Here is a 16,119-nt window from a genome sequence, read left to right as displayed (position 1 = left end):
GCCGTCAGAACCAGGGAGTCAGTCATGGGTTTCGGAGCCGGCATCATCCTGCTCGTCGTCGGGCTCGTCCTCGTCACCGGAGCCGTCGACCTGCCCCGTGCGGTCGACGACGTCGTCGCCACCACCACCGTGGGCTGGATCTGCGTCGTGGTCGGGATCCTCGGGCTGCTGCTGCCGCTGGTCGCGCAGCGCCGGTCCCGGACCCACGTCGAGGAGCGCAACTACAGCTGAGGCAGAGGCCCTAGCGTGGGCTGGTGCTCGACGCGACCCTGACCGGACTGCTCACCGGCCTGTCCCTGATCGTCGCGATCGGCGCGCAGAACGCCTACGTGCTGCGCCAGGGGCTGGCCCGCGAGCACGTCGGCGTGGTCGTGCTCGTCTGCACCGTCTCGGACGTGGTGCTGATCGTCGCCGGCGTGGCCGGGATCGGCAGGATCGTGGAGCAGGCGCCGTGGGCGATCACGGTCGTGCGCTGGCTCGGCGTGGCGTTCCTGGGGTGGTACGGCGTGGGCTCGCTGTTGCGGGCGCGGCACACCGAGTCGCTGCGCGCCTCCGGAGCCGGCACCACCTCGCGGCGTGGCGCCCTCGGCCGCGCCTTCGCGCTCACCTGGCTCAACCCGCACGTCTACCTCGACACCGTGCTGCTGCTCGGCTCGATCGCCAACCACGAGGGGGCGACGGGCCGGTGGTGGTTCGCGCTCGGCGCCTGCGTGGCGAGCGCGGCGTGGTTCACCGGGCTGGGGTACGGCGCCCGGCTCGCCTCGCGGCTGCTGGCCCGGCCGCGGGCCTGGCAGGTGCTCGACGTCGCGATCGGGCTGGTGATGCTCGCGATCGCCGTACGCCTCGCTCTCGGCTGACCGGGCCACCGTGTCTCTTCTTGCGCCGGCTCGGCGGGTCAGCCGGCGCCGCCGAGCGGGAGGACCAGCTCGGCCTCGCCGTCGGCGCCGATCCGCACCGGCACGCCCCAGTCCTGCTGGTGCATCCGGCAGGCCGCGCCCTCACCGCCGTCCTCGTCGCAGGAGGCGGCGCGGGCGGCGATGTGGAGGACGCCCTCGCCGACGCCCGGGTCGAGGGTGATCGTGCGGGTCAGGTCGGTGCCGCGGCCGGCGCCCTCGCGGATCAGCGCCGGGGGTGTGGCCTCGACGACCAGCTGCGAGGGCGGGCCGAACCGGTCGTCGACCTTCTGCCCCGGCGGCGGCTCGAACGACACCACCAGCTCGAAGGCAGCCGCGACCTCGGTGACCGGCCGCTGGGTCGTGTGCGCGAAGCCGTCGGTCGTGGTGGCCACGGCACCCAGCGCGACCCGGGTCAGCCGGTGGGCTCCCGACTCGACGACCACGAGGTGCTCGCCGGCCACGAACGCACCGCTGGGCTCGGCCAGCCCGGTCGCGAGCGTGGACATGGTGCCGGTCGCGGGGTCGAAACGGCGGACCGCGCCGTTGTAGGTGTCGCAGACCGCGACGCTGCCGTCGGGCAGCACGGTCACGCCGAGCGGGTGCTGCAGCAGCGCCTGGTCGGCGGCGCCGTCGCGGAACCCGAACTCGAAGAGCCCGGACCCGACCGCGGTGCGGATCTCGACCGGGCCGACCGACGACGAGCCGTCGACCCACCGCAGCGACGAGGTCTCGCTGTCCGCGATCCAGAGCCGGTCGCCGTCCGGCGCCAGGCCGGAGGTCTGCGCGAACCACGCCTCGGGGGCCGGGCCGTCGAGCAGGCCCTCGTTGGTGGTGCCGGCCGCGACCTCGACCTCGCCGGTGCGCGGGTCGAAGGTCCAGAGCTGGTGGATGCCGGCCATCGCGACCCAGACCCGGTCCTGCCACCAGGCGACGTCCCACGGGCTGGAGAGCCGGTCGGTGCCGTCGCCCACGGGCATCCCTGGGGTCGAGGAGCCGAGGGACGAGGCGTCTCGAAACCACTGGGTCCCGTCCCCGGCGAGCACGGTCACCTCACCGGACTCCAGGGCGATGCCGCGCAGCTGGTGGTGGACGGTGTCGGCGACCACGACGTCGTACCCCACCTCGGCGGCGACGTCGGCGGGCAGCAGGCACAGGCCGTTCGGCTCGCGGAAGCCGGCGAACCGGCGCAGCACGCGGTCCTCTGCGTCGAGCTCGACCACCTCGTCGTGGCCGGCGTCGGCGACGAGCACACGGCCGTCGTCGAGGCGGACCGCCTTGGCCGGGAAGCGCAGGTCCGTGGGCTCCACCGTGGGCGGGACGTACGGCGAGTCGCCCGGCTGGAGCGTCCCCTTGGCGCGGTGCTCCTCGACCAGGTCGGCCAGCAGCGCGTCGATCGCGTGTGCGTGGCCCTCGCCGGCGTACTGCGCGACGACGTACCCCTCCGGGTCGACGAGCACGAGGGTCGGCCAGGCACGGGCGGTGTAGGCCTGCCAGGTGACCAGCTCGGGGTCGTCGAGGACGGGGTGGTGCACGCCGTAGCGCTCGACGGCCTGGGCGAGCGCGACCGGGTCGGCCTCGTGGACGAACTTCGGGGAGTGCACGCCGATGACGACCAGCTCGTCGGCGTACTTCTCCTCCACGGGGCGCAGCTCGTCGAGGACGTGCAGGCAGTTGATGCAGCAGAACGTCCAGAAGTCGAGCAGCACGAAGCGCCCGCGCAGGTCGGTCAGGGACAGGGATCCGTCGGTGTTCAGCCAGCCGCGGCCGGCGAGCTCGGGGGCACGTACACGCACCCCTCCATTGTCGCGCGTCGGACAGCTCGCGGTGCGGCCCGGGCGCACCCGTGGACACCCGGCCCCACAGGCACCCCTCTGGGCTGCCGCGGGCGCATCCTCCACGGAGGACGAGGCGGGACCGGTGCGCGTCGGCAAGGCTGTCGAGATGAAGGCCCTCATCATCATCGTCGCCATCGTCGCGTTGCTCTCCTTCGTCCTGGTGACCCTGGCGAAGAAGAGCGGGCGCGAGTAGCCGAACGCACCCGCGGCCTGACCGCGACCGGCCGGCTCACCGGCGCCGTCTAGGCTGCCGCCCATGACCGATCGGGAACGACTGGCCGGGTACGTCGACGTGTGGTGGCAGGCGGTCAACGACTTCCTCGACCTGCTCGAGCAGGTCCCCGCCGAGCAGTGGCACGCACCCACCGACCTCGCCGGGTGGGACGTGCACGCCGTGGCCGCGCACATCGCCCACCTCGAGGCCGTCCTGGCCGGCGCGCCGGAGGAGACGGTCGAGGTCGGCGAGCCCGAGCACGTGACCGGCCTGATGGGGCTCTACACCGAGCAGGGTGTGGTCGCCCGCCGCGACCGCACCCCCGACGAGTTGATCAACGAGATCCGGGAGGCCGCCACCGCGCGGCACACCGCGCTGCTGGCCGACCCGCCGACCGACGCGGCCGCGAAACCCGAGCGGATCTTCGGCGGCGTGCCGTGGGACTGGGAGCGGCTGCTGCGCAACCGGCCGCTCGACCTGTGGATGCACGAGCAGGACATCCGCCGCGCCGTCGACCTGCCCGGCGGCATGGACTCCGCGGGCGCCCGGCACACCGCGGCGTACCTCGCCGAGAGCCTGGGCTTCGTGCTGGCCAAGCGGGCCGGGGCGCCGGCCGGCACCACCGCCGTGCTGGAGGTGGGCGGCCAGGAGCCGGTCGCGTACGCCGTCGACGACGCCGGGCGTGGCGCGCCGCTGCCGAGCATCCCGGCGGACCCGACCGTGCGGCTGCGGCTGGAGCGCGAGGCGTTCGTCGTGCTGGCCGGGGGCCGCTGCGCCCCCGACCCGGACTCGGTCGAGGTGACCGGGGACCAGGAGCTCGGCCGGCGGGTCCTCGACGCGTTCGCGGTCACCCCGTGACCCGGGCGGCCGCCGACCTCTGGCGCATCGAGGACATCCCCGACCAGGCCGGGCGAACGGTGCTGGTGACCGGCACGACCCTGGGCGGGCTGGGCCACCGCACCGCGCTCGAGCTGGCCCGCCGGGGCGCGCGCGTCGTGCTCGCCGGGCGGACGCCGGAGCGGCTCTCGGAGACCGAGAAGGCGATCCGGGAGGAGGTCCACACCGCCGAGCTCGCCCAGCTGCAGGTCGACCTCGCCGACCTCTCGTCGGTGCGCCGGGCCGCCGACGAGGCCGCCGGGCTCGGTCCCATCGACGTCCTGGTCAACAACGCCGGCGTGATGGCCACGCCGTACCACCGCACCGTCGACGGCCTCGAGCTGCAGATGGCGACCAACCACTTCGGGCCGTTCCTGCTGACCGGACTCCTGCTGCCGCAGCTGGTCGCGAGCGAGGCGGCCACGGTGGTGACCGTCAGCTCGCTGATGCACCGGACCGCCCGGTCGGCGCCGCTGGGGGACCCGCGGCAGCGCGACGGCTCCCGCTACTCGCGCTGGCCGACGTACGGCCGGTCCAAGCTGGCCAACCTGCTGTTCACCTACGAGCTGGACCGGCGTGCGCGCCGCGCCGAGCTCCCCGTCAAGGCGCTGGCCGCACACCCCGGGTTCGCGGGCACGCACCTGGTCGTGAACGGCCGGTACGGCCGGACCGGCGGCGGGGTCGCCTCCATCCTCGACGCGGCCGTCCGGGCCGTCGCCCAGCCGGCCGAGATGGGCGCCTGGCCGACGCTGATGGCGGCCACCGCCGACCTGCCGGGCTCGACGTACTGCGGACCCAGCGGGTGGGCCGAGCAGCGGGGCCTGCCGACCGTGGTGGCCAGCACGAAGCTCGCCCGCGACGAGGCGGCCCAGCGCCGGCTGTGGGACATCAGCGAGGAGACGACGGGGATCCGCTACCCCTGAACCGCTCACGGGCAGAAGGCGTGCAGCACGCCGGGCTTGCCCTCGAGCCAGATGTCGAACCCGACCCGGGCCGGCACGATCCGAGCCCTCTCACCCGGCCGGGTCACCACGGCCCGGCTCGGGACGACGCCGTCGGGCGCCTCGCCCGTCCAGCAGTCGTGCCGCTCGACGAGCACCTCCGCCCGCGTGGGCCGGTCGAGGTCGGGTCGCGTGGCACCGGCCGCGGTCTGGTCGCCCGCGGTGACCGCGACGGACCAGGCCCCCAGGCCCAGCGCGGCCACCGCGAGGTTGCCCACCGTGCGCCGTACCAGCAGTGACCGCAGGCTCCGCGTCGGCTCCGCACCCATGACGTCCTCCTCGGCTCCGCCGACCCCGGTCGGGGTGGCAGGACGAGGTCATCACCGGGCGCATGGAGACGGCATGGAGCCGGGATGGCGTCGGCTTGGAACGGACTTGGGAGGGCAGGGTCAGGAGCGGTCGCGGACCCGGACCAGCCCCCCGAGCGTGCCGACGTAGGCCGAGCCGTCGCGGGTGAGCGTGATCGTGGCGTGGTCGTTGTTGCGGAGCATGCCCAGCCCGGTGCGCACGGCGAACACCCGACGGCCGGTGCGGACGTCGAGGGCGGTGAGGTACCACGCGTCCGCGCCCCACCAGCTGTGCGGCTTGGTCCAGGTGTAGAGCAGCCCGGTGGCCAGCGACAGCTTCGGGCCCGAGGACGGGGCGACCTGGTCGGAGGTCCAGCGCACCGAGCACTTCCCCCCGCCGACGTCGACCCGGGCGAGCCCGCCGTCGCTGGTCCGGCCGAGCACGGTGCTCAGCGGCCCGGCGTACCCGTGGTTGTTCTCGACCACCACGCCGGTGCCGACCGAGACCAGCGAGCTGCCGGTGGCGCTCTCGTCGTCGTCGAAGACGGGCTCCTCGCACACCAGGTCGCCCGAGCCGGTGTCGTAGAACTGCACGTGCATCCGCGGGTCGGCGTTGTCGGTGATCGCGACCAGCCCGCCGGGCAGCAGCGTCGGTGAGGTGCCGCTGCCCTGGCTGGGCTGCCCGGACTTGTGCTCGCCGCCCCGGTCGTACGCCGTCTGCCAGGCCACCCGGGGACGCCCGGAGTCGTCCGCACCCAGCCGGTAGAGCGCCTCGTCGGTGACCACGAAGGCGCCCGAGCGGTCGACGGCGAAGGGGCGGGTGATCCGCTGCCCCAGGTCGAGCACGCGGGTGCGTCCGGACCTCGGGTCGAGGGTGCCGACCCGGCCCTTCGTGGTCGCCCACCAGAGCGAGCCGTCCCAGTCCGGCAGCAGGGCGACCACGCAGTCGTCGTCGGGTACCCGGTCGGAGAGGTCGTAGCTCGCCTCGGTGGTGAGGTCGGGGTCCCCGTCGGCGTCGGCGGTCGCGACGACCAGCACCCGCCGGTCCCGGGTCGCGAGCACCACCCGGTCGTCCTCGTCGAGGTGGAAGTCGCGGGCACAACGATCGTCGGGCGCCTTCCCGGCCGGCAGCTGCTTGGTGGCGACCGGGTTCATCGAGTCGGGGTCGATCACCTGCAGCACCGGCCCGCTCCGGTCGCTGCAGAGCGCGACGAGCCGGTCGTGGGAGTCCGCCGTGAGGCCCGGGCACTCCTCGAGCCCGAGCCACGAGGTGTCGACCTCCGGCGACTCCCCCAGCGGCCCCGCCCACGGGTAGGTGTCGCTGGCGCCGCCGTCGCCGCGCGCCGAGCCCCGGCCGACGGGCGCGAGGTGGGGATGCTGCGGGACGTCCACCTGCAGCGGACGGACGGCGGCCGGCCGCCCGACGTAGCCCGGCGTCACCAGCGCGCCGGGCCCCGGCGGCATCGGCAGCCAGCCGTCCGGCACCAGCACCACCAGCCCGGTCAGGGCGAGCACGCCGGCCGTGACGGACGCGGCGACCCGCCAGGTGGGGCGCAGCCACGCGCGCACGCGCGGGACGAGCAGGGCCGCCAGCGCGGCCGGCACCACCCACGGCCCGATCGCGAGCCAGAGGAGGCCCACCCCGAGCAGGGCGAGCGTGCGCTGGAACCTCATCGACCCCTGGGCCCGAACTCCGGCGTGAGCTTGCGGAACGCCGCTTCGCGGGCGACCTTGGTGTTGCGGGCGACCAGGAGGCGGGCCTGCTCGACGCGCTCGCGGGCGAAGGTACGCCGCGGGCTCGCCGTCCAGGTGTCGTCGAAGAGCCGCTTGGCGGCCGCGAGCTGGTCCGGCGAGCGCTCCCGCAACCGGTCGACCAGCTCGGCCGCGGCCGCCAGCGGGTCGTCGGCGAGCCCGGTGACCAGTCCCAGCTCCGCCGCCTGCTCCCCGGTGATCGTCTCGGCGGTCATGGTGAGCCGCTTGGCGGTGTCGATGCCGACCAGCTGGGCCAGGCTGCGGATGCCCGACATGTCCGGGATGATCCCCCACCTGCCCTCGAGCACCGACCAGCGCGAGTCGGGGGTGGCGAACCGGAAGTCGGCGGCGAGCGCGATCTGCAGGCCGCCGCCCAGGCAGTGGCCGTGCACCGCCGCGACGACCGGGACCGGCAGCCTCCGCCAGGCCCAGCAGGCCTCCTGGAACGTGTTGGTCCCACGCCAGGGCCGCGGCACGAAGCTGGTCACGATGCGCGCGGGCTCCTTGAGCACCGTGGCGAAGTCGAGGCCGGCGCAGAACGCGTCGCCCTCCCCCGCGACCACGACCGCGCGCAGCGTGCGGTCCCGACGCAACCGGTGGGCCGTGGCGACCAGGTCGTCGAGGGTGTCGAGGGTCAGCGCGTTGAGCTTGTCGGGCCGGGCCAGCCGGACCTGCGCGACGCCGTCCTCCACCGTGCAGGTCACCGTGCTCATGGCAGAAGCGTAAGAGGGTCGTGTGCCCCACGCCGCGGTATGACGCGTTCTGGGGCACACGACCCGGTCACACCGTCGGTCAGGAGAGCCAGGCGTCCCGTGCGTCCACCGCCGAGTCGGTGTAGTCGGCGAACAGCCCGTCCACGCCGGCGTCGAGGAACGCGGTGATCTCGGCGCGGATGTCGCCCTTGGCGTTCGGGTCGGTGCCCCGGCGGAAGTTGGTGGCCATGAACTGGTTCTCGTCGCGCAGCGTGTAGATGACCACCTCCAGCCCCGCGTCATGCGCGTCGTCGACGAGGGCGCTGGGCTCCCCGGTGGCGCCGGTCGCCGGGTCGCGCGGGAGCACCTGGTCCTTGTTCGGACCGACCCAGTCGGCGTAGGTCGAGATCTGCTTCAGGCCCGCCGGGGTGACCATGTCGGCGTACGTCGTGCCCGGCTGGTCGGCCGGGCCGCCGGTGGCATCGGTGAGCTGCTCGAGCGGCAGGTCGGTCATCGCGTCCAGCTGCTCGAGGTTGCCGACCTCGAAGGACTGGATGAGCACCTCGTCGTTGCGGTTGTCGAGGTGGAAGCGCTTCAGCGTGCGCAGCATCGGCTCCTCGAGCGACAGGCCGATCGAGTCGAAGTACGACGGGTGCTTGGTCTCCGGGGCGACCCCGATCGTGCGGCCGGTGCGCTTCTCCTCGCGCTTCACCAGGGCGAGGACCTCGGCGAAGGTGGGCACCTCGTAGCGGCCGTCGTACCTGGTGTTGCCGGGACGCACCTGGGGCAGCCGCTCCTTGGCGCGCAGGGTCTTGAGCTCGGCGAGGGTGAAGTCCTCGCTGAACCAGCCGGTGACCTGCTTGCCGTCGATGGTCTTCGTCGTCCTGCGGTCGGCGAACTCGGGGTGGTCGGCCACGTCGGTGGTGCCGGTCAGGTCGTTCTCGTGCCGCGCGACGAGGACGCCGTCCTTCGTGGAGACCAGGTCCGGCTCGATGTAGTCGGCGCCGAGGTCGATCGCCAGCCGGTAGGCGGCCAGGGTGTGCTCGGGGCGGTAGCCGGATGCACCACGGTGGGCCACCACGATCGGCGTGGTCACCTCGCGGGCGTGCGCCTTCGGGGACTCGGCGTGGGCGGTTCCGGTCAGGGAGAGGGGGAGGCCGGCGGCGAGCAGGCCGGCGAGGACAGGGGCGATGGTCCGAGATGTCATGCCCCGACCCCACCGGGGCCAGATGACCCGGAGGGGAGGGGTGCGTGAACCCCGGATGTCTCCGCGGCGAGCGTCGTGCGGCCCAGGGTGCGCCCCGGCGCACTGCGCCCCGACGCACCCGGGGCCGCGCGGGTCAGAAGGCGTCGCGACGGCGCAGCGAGCGGGGCCGGCCGTCGGGGTCGTGCACGGTGAGGTAGACCGGCAGCGCCAGCGCCCGGGTCAGCCGTCCGAGCTCCGGCGGCTCGAGCCGGCGCAGCCGACCGGGCGGCCGCGGGCCGACCCGGCCGCCCTCGTGCCAGGCGTCGAGCGCGGCCGCGGTCTCGGCGTACGCCGCGAAGAACCCCTCGGGCGAGACACAGTCGTCCAGCACGTCGAGCAGCTCCTCGTCCGAGTCCACCTGCCGGTCGAGGTGCTCGGCGGCCAGCGTCAGCCGCAACCGGCGGGCGTAGGCGTGCGGGTCCTCGCCCTGGTCGACCACGACCGCGGACAGCTCGGAGTCGTGGGTCCACGAGCGCCGGTTGAAGTTGTCCGAGCCGATGGTCGCCCAGGTGTCGTCGACCAGGCAGCACTTGGCGTGGACGTAGACCGGGGTGCCGGCGTGGTTCTCGATCCCGTAGACCGCGACCCGGTCGGGCGCCGCCGCCATCATCTGGAGCATCGCCCGGCGCCGGCCCAGCAGCTGCGGGGTGCGGGTGACCGCGCCGTCCCGGTCGGGGTGCTGCGGGACGACCGCGACGACGTGCAGGTCCGGGTGGTCGCGGAGCGCTTGGGTGAAGACGTCACCCACGTGGTGGCCCCAGAGGTACTGGTCCTCGACGTAGACCAGCCGTCGGGCCCGCGACAGCGCCTTGGTGTAGCCGCGCGCCACGCTGCGCTCCCCACCGTTGGCGAACGGGTAGTCGCGGTCCAGGCGCAGGTCGGGGTAGGTCCGCAGCAGCTGGACGGCGTGGGTCCCACCCTCGACCGGGGGCGGCGGGGGCGCCTGCTCCGGCAGCGGGTCCGGGTCGAGGTCCATCCCGCCCACCCGGTCCTTGAGGTAGCGCAGCGGGCTGCGGCTCAGCGGGGTCGGGTCCAGCCAACGCTCCCGGAAGACCGTCTCCACGTCGTGCACGGCCGGCCCGCTGACGGCGGCCTGGATGTCGTGCCAGGGCGGGGTGTCGCCGTACTCCTCCGCGAGGTCCATCGCCTGCGGGTCGCCGTGGTGGTCGGCGTCGTCGCGACGCGAGTGGCACAGGTCGATGCCCCCCACGTAGGCGACGTCGCGGGAGCGGTCGTCGCGGTGCCTGATCACCAGCATCTTCTGGTGGTGGGACCCGCCCAGGCGCACGCGCATGTCCAGCAGCGCCTCCGCGCCCCGCCGTTGCAGCCGGCGACCGAGCAGCCGGTTCTGCCCGGACGTGAAGCCGAACGCCTCCGCGTGCGAGCGCCACACCAGGCCCCGCACGTCCACGCCGCGCTCGTCGGCGCGCGCCAGCACCTCGACGACCTCGCTGCCCGGCTCGCCGGTCAGTCGCTCGTCGGCGTCGCCCTGCCAGTCGGTGAAGAAGATGAGGTCGCCCGCCCGGGTGGCCTCGATCCGCTCGAACAGCTCGGCGAAGTAGGTCGCCCCGTGGACGAGCGGGCGGACCAGGTTGCCCTCCGACCACGCCCGGTCCCCCGGGTGCTGGTCGTCCAGGCTGGTCAGGGGGTTGCCGCGCTCGGACTGCGTGAGCAGCCAGGCGGTGGGGTCCTGCACGGGTTCCTGCGTCACTTCTCGGGGGTCCGGCACCCACCCACCCTGCCCGACGACCCCCGCGCCCACACCTCCGGCCCCGAACCAGGCGGCCCCGAACCAGGCGGCCGTGCTCAACCGCCGGCGACGACGTACGGCGTGCGCCCGGCGAGGCGGGTGACCACCACGCCGGTGACGGTCATCGTCAGCGCGATGCCGGCCAGGACGACCAGCTGGAACTGGGCCGCGGTCGCGGGGCTCGCGCCGCCGAACAGGGCGCCCACGAAGGCGCCCGGCAGCGTGACCAGGCCGGTGGACCGGGTCTGGTCGAGCGTCGGGAGCAGCGACTCGCGCACCGCCTCGCGCCCGATCGCCTCGTGGGCCTGCGCCGGGGTGGCCCCGAGGGAGAGCCAGGCCTCGATCTCGTCGCGCCGGGCGCGGGAGCCCCGCAGGAAGTTGCGGCCGGCGAGGGTGGCCGCGGTCATCGAGTTCCCGATGATGATGCCGCCCACCGCCACCAGGTAGCGGACCTGGAGGTCCACGAGCCGCAGGCCGAAGACCACGACCAGGGTGAGCAGCGCGCCCGTCAGCACGCCGAGGAGCGCCGTACGACGCCCGTGCCAGAGGTCGCGGAGCCGGCCGGCCGCGGTCCACGAGGCGGTGCTGAGCATCAGCAGGACGAACCCTGCCACCGTCCACGGGACGCTGAGGATGCCGCGGAGCAGCAGGGCGATCACGGTGAGCTGGACCGTGGCGCGAGCGATCGCGGAGAGCGGGAGGAGCCCGAGGCCGACCCCGGCCCAGCGGGCGACGCCCAGCGTCAGGCCGGTCATCGCGAGCAGCCCGGCGCCGAACCAGGCGTAGTCGGCGACGGAGCTCACCGGGGCATTGTGCCCCTCGCCGGCGCCGGTGGGTCCTCGGCGGGGTGCCCTACGCCGCCCGGCGGTTGTCGACGGTCTTCTTGACCAGGAACACGGGCAGGATCAGCGCGGCGAGCAGGGCCGCGAGCCACACGATCAGGGTGGCGAGGATCCAGGTCGTGGTCCCGCTGATGGAGAGTCCGTCGGAGACGGCCGCGGTGATCACCAGCCCCACGAAGGTCGTGACCAGCGCGACGCCGCCGCGGAGCGCCGGGACGCTGGTGAGGGCGATCTTGGTGAGCAGTGGGTCGGCGACCACCTCGACGACCGTGAAGATCAGCACCGCGACGACGAACGCCGCGCCGGTGATCGTCATGTCGTCGAGCACGACCGCCGCGACGACGAGCCCGACGGCGTTGGCGAGCAGCCTGATGCCCGCGCCGATGAGCAGCCTGATCATGTCCGGAACCTAGGAGCCCGGGACGGCGGTGAACAGTGCCCAAGGTCCTGGTGTGGCTGGTGATCACCCGGCAGCGGAGACCGCCGGTGGCGACCGGCGTCTCAGAGGTGCCAGACGACGTTGAGCTCCTCGCGCTGGCCGAACCGCTCGAGGTGGTCCTTGACGACCTGGGCGAACCGCGCGGCGTCGTCGCCGTCGGGGACGCTGAGCTCGACCTCGAGGGCGCCGTCGACCGGCGTGAGGACGAGCACCTGCCCGGTGTTCCAGCGCTGGACGGTGGCGCCGGACTCGGTCGACACCGGCCCGCGCTCGGACCAGTGGCTGACGAGCTGCTTGGCGTAGCGCTCGGGCCGGTCGGTCGCCATGCTCCCGTTGACGGTCGTCATCTGGTGCCCCCTCATGTGCCGTCGATCTGTACCCACCGGCGCGACCCGTATGCCGTCCGCGCTCCGGTGTGAGCACGAATCATGCACCGCGGCGGCGCCGAGCAACAGGGCCCGGGGACCGTGGTGCCCGACGGGTGAGCCGGACCTCCTCGGCGGCCCGGACGCGGTCGTCGACCGTGTGCCGCGCGTAGGTGATGGCGAGGGACGGGTTTGCTGAGAAAGGATTCATGACCCCCACGCTCCCCCTAAGACGGCCCCGGGACATCGGGCAATTGCCCCATCCGGGTCAGGTCCACCCCCTCAGGTACGCCGTACCGTCCTCCCATGTCCTACCCCGACCCCCGGTACCTCGGCGACGGCGGCGAGGTCAGCGCCCGGTTCCGTCCCGTCGGCACCCCCGCCGAGCTGCCGCGCCCCGGAGGCGGTGCCGCCCACTACCTCGCGACCGGCGCGTCGACCGGGGGCCGGTTCGGCCTCTACCGCTGGGACATGGGGCCGCAGCCCGGGGGCGCCGACGCCCACTTCCACCGCACGATCAGCGAGTCGTTCTTCGTGCTGTCGGGGACCGTGAAGCTGTACGACGGCACCAGCTGGGTCGACTCGCACCCGGGCGACTTCGCCTACGTCCCCGAGGGCGGCCTGCACGGCTTCCGCAACGAGTCCGGGGAGCCGGCGTCCCTGCTCATCCTGTTCGCACCCGGCGCGCCCCGCGAGGCGTACTTCGAGGGGCTGGTCGAGCTGGCCGAGGGCCGGTGGCAGCCGAGCCAGGAGAAGCTGCAGGCGTTCTTCGAGGAGCACGACAACCACTACGTCTCCTGACGGCTAGGCTCGGGGCGACCGCTCTCCACCGGGCGCGACCCCGACCGAGGAGACCAGGCATGAGCGCAGGCGAGCGGCAGCAGAACGCCGCGCTCGTGGGCGCCCTGCTGGTGCTCGTGCTCCTGCTCAGCCTCGACATCGCCCTGCCCGGGACGGTGCTGAGCGGGTCCTACGCGCTCGCCGCGCTCGTCACCGGAGCCGTGACGACCGTGCGACGCACCGCGGCCGTGGCGGTGCTCGCGCTGCTCCTCTCGAGCATCTCGTGGATCTGGAACGACAACTTCGCCAGCCTCGACTGGGACATCCGGCTGGTGCTGACGTTCATCCTGGGGGCCCTCGCCGTCACCATCGCCACCATCCGGGTCCGCCGGGAGCGCGACCTGCGCCGGATGACCGTGATCGCCGAGACCGCGCAGCGGGCCGTGCTCCGGGCCATGCCCACCGCGGTCGGCTCGCTCGGCTTCGCCGCGCGCTACGTCTCCGCGACCCGGGAGGCGCTGGTCGGCGGCGACCTCTACGAGGTGGCCGAGAGCCCGCACGGCGTCCGCGTCATCGTCGGCGACGTGCGCGGCAAGGGGCTCGATGCCGTCCAGCTGGCCGGCACCGTGCTGGGCGCCTTCCGGCGCTCGGCGTTCACCCGGGAGGCGCTCGCGGACATCGCGAGCGACCTCGACTCCGTCGTGCAGGCGGTGGCCGGCGACGAGGACTTCGTGACCGCCGTGCTCGCGGAGTTCCACGACGACCACACGGTGACGATGGTCAACTGCGGTCACCACCCGCCGCTGCTGGTGACCGGTGACGCAGAGGCCGAGCTGGTGCCGACCGGCACTCCCGAGCCGCCGCTGGGCCTGGGCCCCGAGCCGACCTCGGTCACGTCCGGCTGGCCGGACGGCTCCCGGATGCTCATCTACACCGACGGCCTGGTCGAGGCGCGCGACCGGCGCGGCACCTTCTTCCCGCTCGGCGAGAACGCTCCGCTGCTGCGCGCCGGCACCCTGGACGAGGCGCTCGACCGGCTCCTGGACCGGCTGGTCGCGCACGCCGGCCGGCAGATCGCCGACGACCTCGCGCTGGTGCTCGTCGAGCACCGCGCCACCTGAGGCCGGCGGTCCGGCCGTCAGCCGGTGGTGTGCTCCGTGCTCCCCGGCACCTTCACCGGCGCCAGCGCCTCACCCTCGCAGCAGTTCGCCTTGAACTTGCAGTGCGGGCAGAACCAGCGGGTCGCGATGGGGTCGAACTCGTACCCGCACGCCATGCACGAGTAGTACCCGGACATCCGTCGTCCTCCCTGTCGAGCCTCGAGCTCCGACCTTCTCACGCGCGCGCCGTCGGGCGGCGTACGACGCGGCGAGCCGGGGCCGCCGCGCTGCTGGACGGCCCCGGCACCAAGCACTTCGGAGCCGGGGCCGGCGCCGGATTGGTCTACAGCCAGCCACGCTGCCGCGCCAGCAGGGCGGCCTCGGTCTTGTTGCGGGTGCCGGTCTTGCCGATCGCCGCCGAGAGGTAGTTGCGCACGGTGGACTCGGAGAGGAACAGCCGCGCCGCGATGTCGGCGACCGTCGAGCCGTCCTCGGCCGACGCCAGCACGTCCCGCTCGCGCCCGGTGAGCGGACACGCGGCCACCCGCAGCGCGGCACCGGCCAGCTCGGGGTCGATCACGGTCGCCCCGGCCATCACCCGGCGGATCGCGTCGGCGAGCCCCTCGGCCGGGCCGTCCTTGACCAGGAACCCGCGGACCCCGGCCGCCATCGCCCGCTGCAGGTAGCCGGGCCGCGCGAACGTGGTGACGATCAGCACCCGGCAGCCGGGCAGCTCCCGGGCCAGCTGCTCGGCCGCGTCGAGCCCGCTGACGTGCGGCATCTCGATGTCCAGCAGGGCCACGTCGGGACGCAGCTCCAGGGCGCGGGCGACCACGTCCGCGCCGTCGTCGACCTGGGCGACGACCTCCAGGTCGTCCTCGAGGTCCAGCAGCACCGCCAGCGCGCCGCGCATCATCGTCTGGTCCTCGGCCAGCAGGATCCGGATCACCGGGCCACCACCGACGTGGGGACCCGCGCGGTGAGCCGGAAGCCGTCGGCGTGCGGCTCGACGTCGAGGTGACCGCCGGCCGCGACCAGCCGGCGCCGCAGCCCGTCGAGACCGCCCTGCCGGTCCCGCGGGGCTGCCGGCCCACCGGTCCCGTCGTCGGCGACGGTGAGCACGATCTGGTCGTCCCGGCTGCTGACCTCGAGCCGGCACCGGGCGGCGCCGGAGTGCCGCAGCACGTTGGTCACCCCCTCGCGCACCACCCAGGCGAGCGCCTGGTCGGCCCCGGGGGGCACGGGGCCGTCGTACGCCGTGATCTCCGCGCGGATCCCCGCCGCGTCCAGCGCCATCCGGGCCCCCTGCAGCTCCTCGGCCAGCACGGGCACGCGCATCTCGTCGAGGGCCCGGCGCACGTCGGCGAGGGCCTCACGACCGACCCGCTCGATGTCGGCGGCGTGCGCGGCCGCGGCCTCCGGGTCCCGCGCGGCCAGCCGGCGGACCGCCTCGGCCTTCACCACCATCACCGACAGCGTGTGGCCGAGCAGGTCGTGCAGGTCGCGGGAGAACCGCTCCCGCTCGTCGGCCACCGCCCGGCGGGCCAGCTCCTCCCGGGTCCGGCGCAGCTCCGCGATCGTCTCGACCAGACGGGTGACGGCCGTGTTGGCGACGCCGGCGAGCAGCACCACGAAGCCCTCCGCCCACACGCGCCCGGCCGACAGCGGGTCGACCGTCGAGGCGGCCCACATGGAGGCGGCCACCACGAGCGGCAGCGTCCCGGCGAGCCACCACCCGCGCAGCACGGCGGTCAGGGTCAGCGCCAGCAGGATCCAGGTCGGCAGCCACTCGCTGCCGTGGTTGGCGCCCGCGAAGGTGGCGGCGACCAGCGTCGACAGCGCGACGTACGGCGTTGCGCTCCGGGGGCCGGACAGCACCGCCACGGACGCGCAGGTGGCCATCACCACGACCAGGGCGGCCTCGAACCACGGCAGGTCGGCGTCCCCGAGGGAGAGCACCGGCCCGAGCAGCAGCACCGGGGTCCACAGGAGCACCGAGGCGTTGCGCTGCCAGGCGCAGCCCGCCGAGATCGAGGCCCTCACC

General features: G+C 74.2%; 18 protein-coding genes. 6 read left to right on the top strand and 12 right to left on the bottom strand.

Annotated elements, in window-relative coordinates; genetic code table 11:
* The first annotated feature begins 24 nt into the window (after positions 1-24).
* The gene (locus tag ACZ43H_RS21155) at positions 25-231 is read left to right on the top strand and encodes a DUF6458 family protein (protein ID WP_464586244.1); all 207 of its coding nucleotides are present in this window, start codon (positions 25-27) and stop codon (positions 229-231) included.
* Positions 232-254: 23 nt separating this feature from the next.
* A complete protein-coding gene (locus ACZ43H_RS21150) occupies positions 255-857 on the top strand; it encodes a LysE/ArgO family amino acid transporter (protein WP_464586242.1) in 603 nt (200 codons plus the stop codon).
* Between the two features lie 38 nt (positions 858-895).
* On the opposite strand, the gene ACZ43H_RS21145 is transcribed toward ACZ43H_RS21150, so the two are convergent.
* The gene (locus ACZ43H_RS21145) at positions 896-2,689 is read right to left on the bottom strand and encodes an NHL domain-containing thioredoxin family protein (RefSeq protein ID WP_464586240.1); all 1,794 of its coding nucleotides are present in this window, start codon (positions 2,687-2,689) and stop codon (positions 896-898) included.
* Between the two features lie 298 nt (positions 2,690-2,987).
* On the opposite strand from ACZ43H_RS21145, the gene ACZ43H_RS21140 reads away from it, so the two are divergent.
* Positions 2,988-3,803 (top strand): maleylpyruvate isomerase family mycothiol-dependent enzyme, encoded by an 816-nt coding sequence (locus tag ACZ43H_RS21140; RefSeq protein ID WP_464586239.1) that lies wholly within the window; start codon positions 2,988-2,990, stop codon positions 3,801-3,803.
* The gene (locus ACZ43H_RS21135) at positions 3,800-4,744 is read left to right on the top strand and encodes an oxidoreductase (protein ID WP_464586237.1); all 945 of its coding nucleotides are present in this window, start codon (positions 3,800-3,802) and stop codon (positions 4,742-4,744) included. Before ACZ43H_RS21140 ends, ACZ43H_RS21135 begins: the two co-directional genes overlap by 4 nt.
* A gap of 5 nt (positions 4,745-4,749) precedes the next feature.
* On the opposite strand, the gene ACZ43H_RS21130 is transcribed toward ACZ43H_RS21135, so the two are convergent.
* From ACZ43H_RS21130 to ACZ43H_RS21095, 8 genes are all read right to left on the bottom strand, one after another.
* The gene (locus ACZ43H_RS21130; protein ID WP_464586235.1) at positions 4,750-5,091 is read right to left on the bottom strand and encodes a hypothetical protein; all 342 of its coding nucleotides are present in this window, start codon (positions 5,089-5,091) and stop codon (positions 4,750-4,752) included.
* 120 nt (positions 5,092-5,211) lie between these two features.
* A complete protein-coding gene (locus ACZ43H_RS21125) occupies positions 5,212-6,783 on the bottom strand; it encodes a PQQ-binding-like beta-propeller repeat protein (RefSeq protein WP_464586233.1) in 1,572 nt (523 codons plus the stop codon).
* Positions 6,780-7,574, bottom strand: a complete 795-nt coding sequence (locus ACZ43H_RS21120) for a crotonase/enoyl-CoA hydratase family protein (RefSeq protein ID WP_464586231.1) — start codon at positions 7,572-7,574, stop codon at positions 6,780-6,782. The genes ACZ43H_RS21125 and ACZ43H_RS21120 overlap by 4 nt, the downstream gene beginning before the upstream one ends.
* Positions 7,575-7,653: 79 nt before the next feature.
* The gene (locus tag ACZ43H_RS21115; protein WP_464586229.1) at positions 7,654-8,760 is read right to left on the bottom strand and encodes a glycerophosphodiester phosphodiesterase; all 1,107 of its coding nucleotides are present in this window, start codon (positions 8,758-8,760) and stop codon (positions 7,654-7,656) included.
* Positions 8,761-8,893: 133 nt separating this feature from the next.
* Entirely contained in the window at positions 8,894-10,495 is a 1,602-nt protein-coding gene (locus ACZ43H_RS21110) for a phospholipase D family protein (protein WP_464586227.1), read from the bottom strand.
* 110 nt (positions 10,496-10,605) lie between these two features.
* Positions 10,606-11,352, bottom strand: coding sequence for an ABC transporter permease (locus tag ACZ43H_RS21105; RefSeq protein WP_464586225.1), 747 nt, complete (start codon positions 11,350-11,352; stop codon positions 10,606-10,608).
* A gap of 49 nt (positions 11,353-11,401) precedes the next feature.
* Positions 11,402-11,791: a phage holin family protein gene (locus ACZ43H_RS21100; RefSeq protein ID WP_464586223.1), complete on the bottom strand. Its 390-nt coding sequence runs from the start codon at positions 11,789-11,791 to the stop codon at positions 11,402-11,404.
* A gap of 101 nt (positions 11,792-11,892) precedes the next feature.
* A complete protein-coding gene (locus ACZ43H_RS21095) occupies positions 11,893-12,177 on the bottom strand; it encodes a DUF2218 domain-containing protein (protein WP_464586221.1) in 285 nt (94 codons plus the stop codon).
* A gap of 324 nt (positions 12,178-12,501) precedes the next feature.
* Between ACZ43H_RS21095 and ACZ43H_RS21090 the strand changes: the two genes are divergently transcribed.
* Both ACZ43H_RS21090 and ACZ43H_RS21085 read left to right on the top strand, forming a co-directional pair.
* Positions 12,502-12,996, top strand: a complete 495-nt coding sequence (locus ACZ43H_RS21090) for a cupin domain-containing protein (RefSeq protein ID WP_464586219.1) — start codon at positions 12,502-12,504, stop codon at positions 12,994-12,996.
* A 59-nt stretch (positions 12,997-13,055) separates the two neighbouring features.
* Positions 13,056-14,096 (top strand): PP2C family protein-serine/threonine phosphatase, encoded by a 1,041-nt coding sequence (locus ACZ43H_RS21085; RefSeq protein ID WP_464586217.1) that lies wholly within the window; start codon positions 13,056-13,058, stop codon positions 14,094-14,096.
* 17 nt (positions 14,097-14,113) lie between these two features.
* Here ACZ43H_RS21085 and ACZ43H_RS21080 read toward each other — a convergent pair whose 3' ends face one another.
* The 3 genes from ACZ43H_RS21080 to ACZ43H_RS21070 form a co-directional block, all read right to left on the bottom strand.
* Complete coding sequence (locus ACZ43H_RS21080; RefSeq protein ID WP_464586215.1) at positions 14,114-14,272, bottom strand: hypothetical protein; 159 nt, start codon at positions 14,270-14,272, stop codon at positions 14,114-14,116.
* A 146-nt stretch (positions 14,273-14,418) separates the two neighbouring features.
* On the bottom strand, positions 14,419-14,991 hold the full coding sequence (locus ACZ43H_RS21075; protein WP_464590893.1) for a response regulator: 573 nt from the start codon (positions 14,989-14,991) through the stop codon (positions 14,419-14,421).
* 29 nt (positions 14,992-15,020) lie between these two features.
* Positions 15,021-16,118: a sensor histidine kinase gene (locus tag ACZ43H_RS21070; protein WP_464586214.1), complete on the bottom strand. Its 1,098-nt coding sequence runs from the start codon at positions 16,116-16,118 to the stop codon at positions 15,021-15,023.
* Between the last annotated feature and the right edge of the window lies 1 nt (position 16,119).

The sequence above is a fragment of the Nocardioides sp. DN36 genome (assembly GCF_055380375.1).
The sequence above is the reverse complement of the archived record's forward strand: the minus strand, read 5'-3'. Positions and strand labels throughout refer to the sequence as shown.

What these genes read in the sequence shown, in the direction of transcription:
- ACZ43H_RS21155 (WP_464586244.1), top strand. Translation starts at nt 25, where the DNA reads ATGGGTTTCGGAGCCGGCATCATCCTGCTCGTCGTCGGGCTCGTCCTC.
- ACZ43H_RS21140 (WP_464586239.1), top strand. Translation starts at nt 2,988, where the DNA reads ATGACCGATCGGGAACGACTGGCCGGGTACGTCGACGTGTGGTGGCAG.
- ACZ43H_RS21130 (WP_464586235.1), bottom strand. Translation starts at nt 5,091, where the DNA reads ATGGGTGCGGAGCCGACGCGGAGCCTGCGGTCACTGCTGGTACGGCGC.
- ACZ43H_RS21125 (WP_464586233.1), bottom strand. Translation starts at nt 6,783, where the DNA reads ATGAGGTTCCAGCGCACGCTCGCCCTGCTCGGGGTGGGCCTCCTCTGG.
- ACZ43H_RS21120 (WP_464586231.1), bottom strand. Translation starts at nt 7,574, where the DNA reads ATGAGCACGGTGACCTGCACGGTGGAGGACGGCGTCGCGCAGGTCCGG.
- ACZ43H_RS21115 (WP_464586229.1), bottom strand. Translation starts at nt 8,760, where the DNA reads ATGACATCTCGGACCATCGCCCCTGTCCTCGCCGGCCTGCTCGCCGCC.
- ACZ43H_RS21100 (WP_464586223.1), bottom strand. Translation starts at nt 11,791, where the DNA reads ATGATCAGGCTGCTCATCGGCGCGGGCATCAGGCTGCTCGCCAACGCC.
- ACZ43H_RS21095 (WP_464586221.1), bottom strand. Translation starts at nt 12,177, where the DNA reads ATGACGACCGTCAACGGGAGCATGGCGACCGACCGGCCCGAGCGCTAC.
- ACZ43H_RS21090 (WP_464586219.1), top strand. Translation starts at nt 12,502, where the DNA reads ATGTCCTACCCCGACCCCCGGTACCTCGGCGACGGCGGCGAGGTCAGC.
- ACZ43H_RS21085 (WP_464586217.1), top strand. Translation starts at nt 13,056, where the DNA reads ATGAGCGCAGGCGAGCGGCAGCAGAACGCCGCGCTCGTGGGCGCCCTG.
- ACZ43H_RS21080 (WP_464586215.1), bottom strand. Translation starts at nt 14,272, where the DNA reads ATGTCCGGGTACTACTCGTGCATGGCGTGCGGGTACGAGTTCGACCCC.
- ACZ43H_RS21075 (WP_464590893.1), bottom strand. Translation starts at nt 14,991, where the DNA reads ATGATGCGCGGCGCGCTGGCGGTGCTGCTGGACCTCGAGGACGACCTG.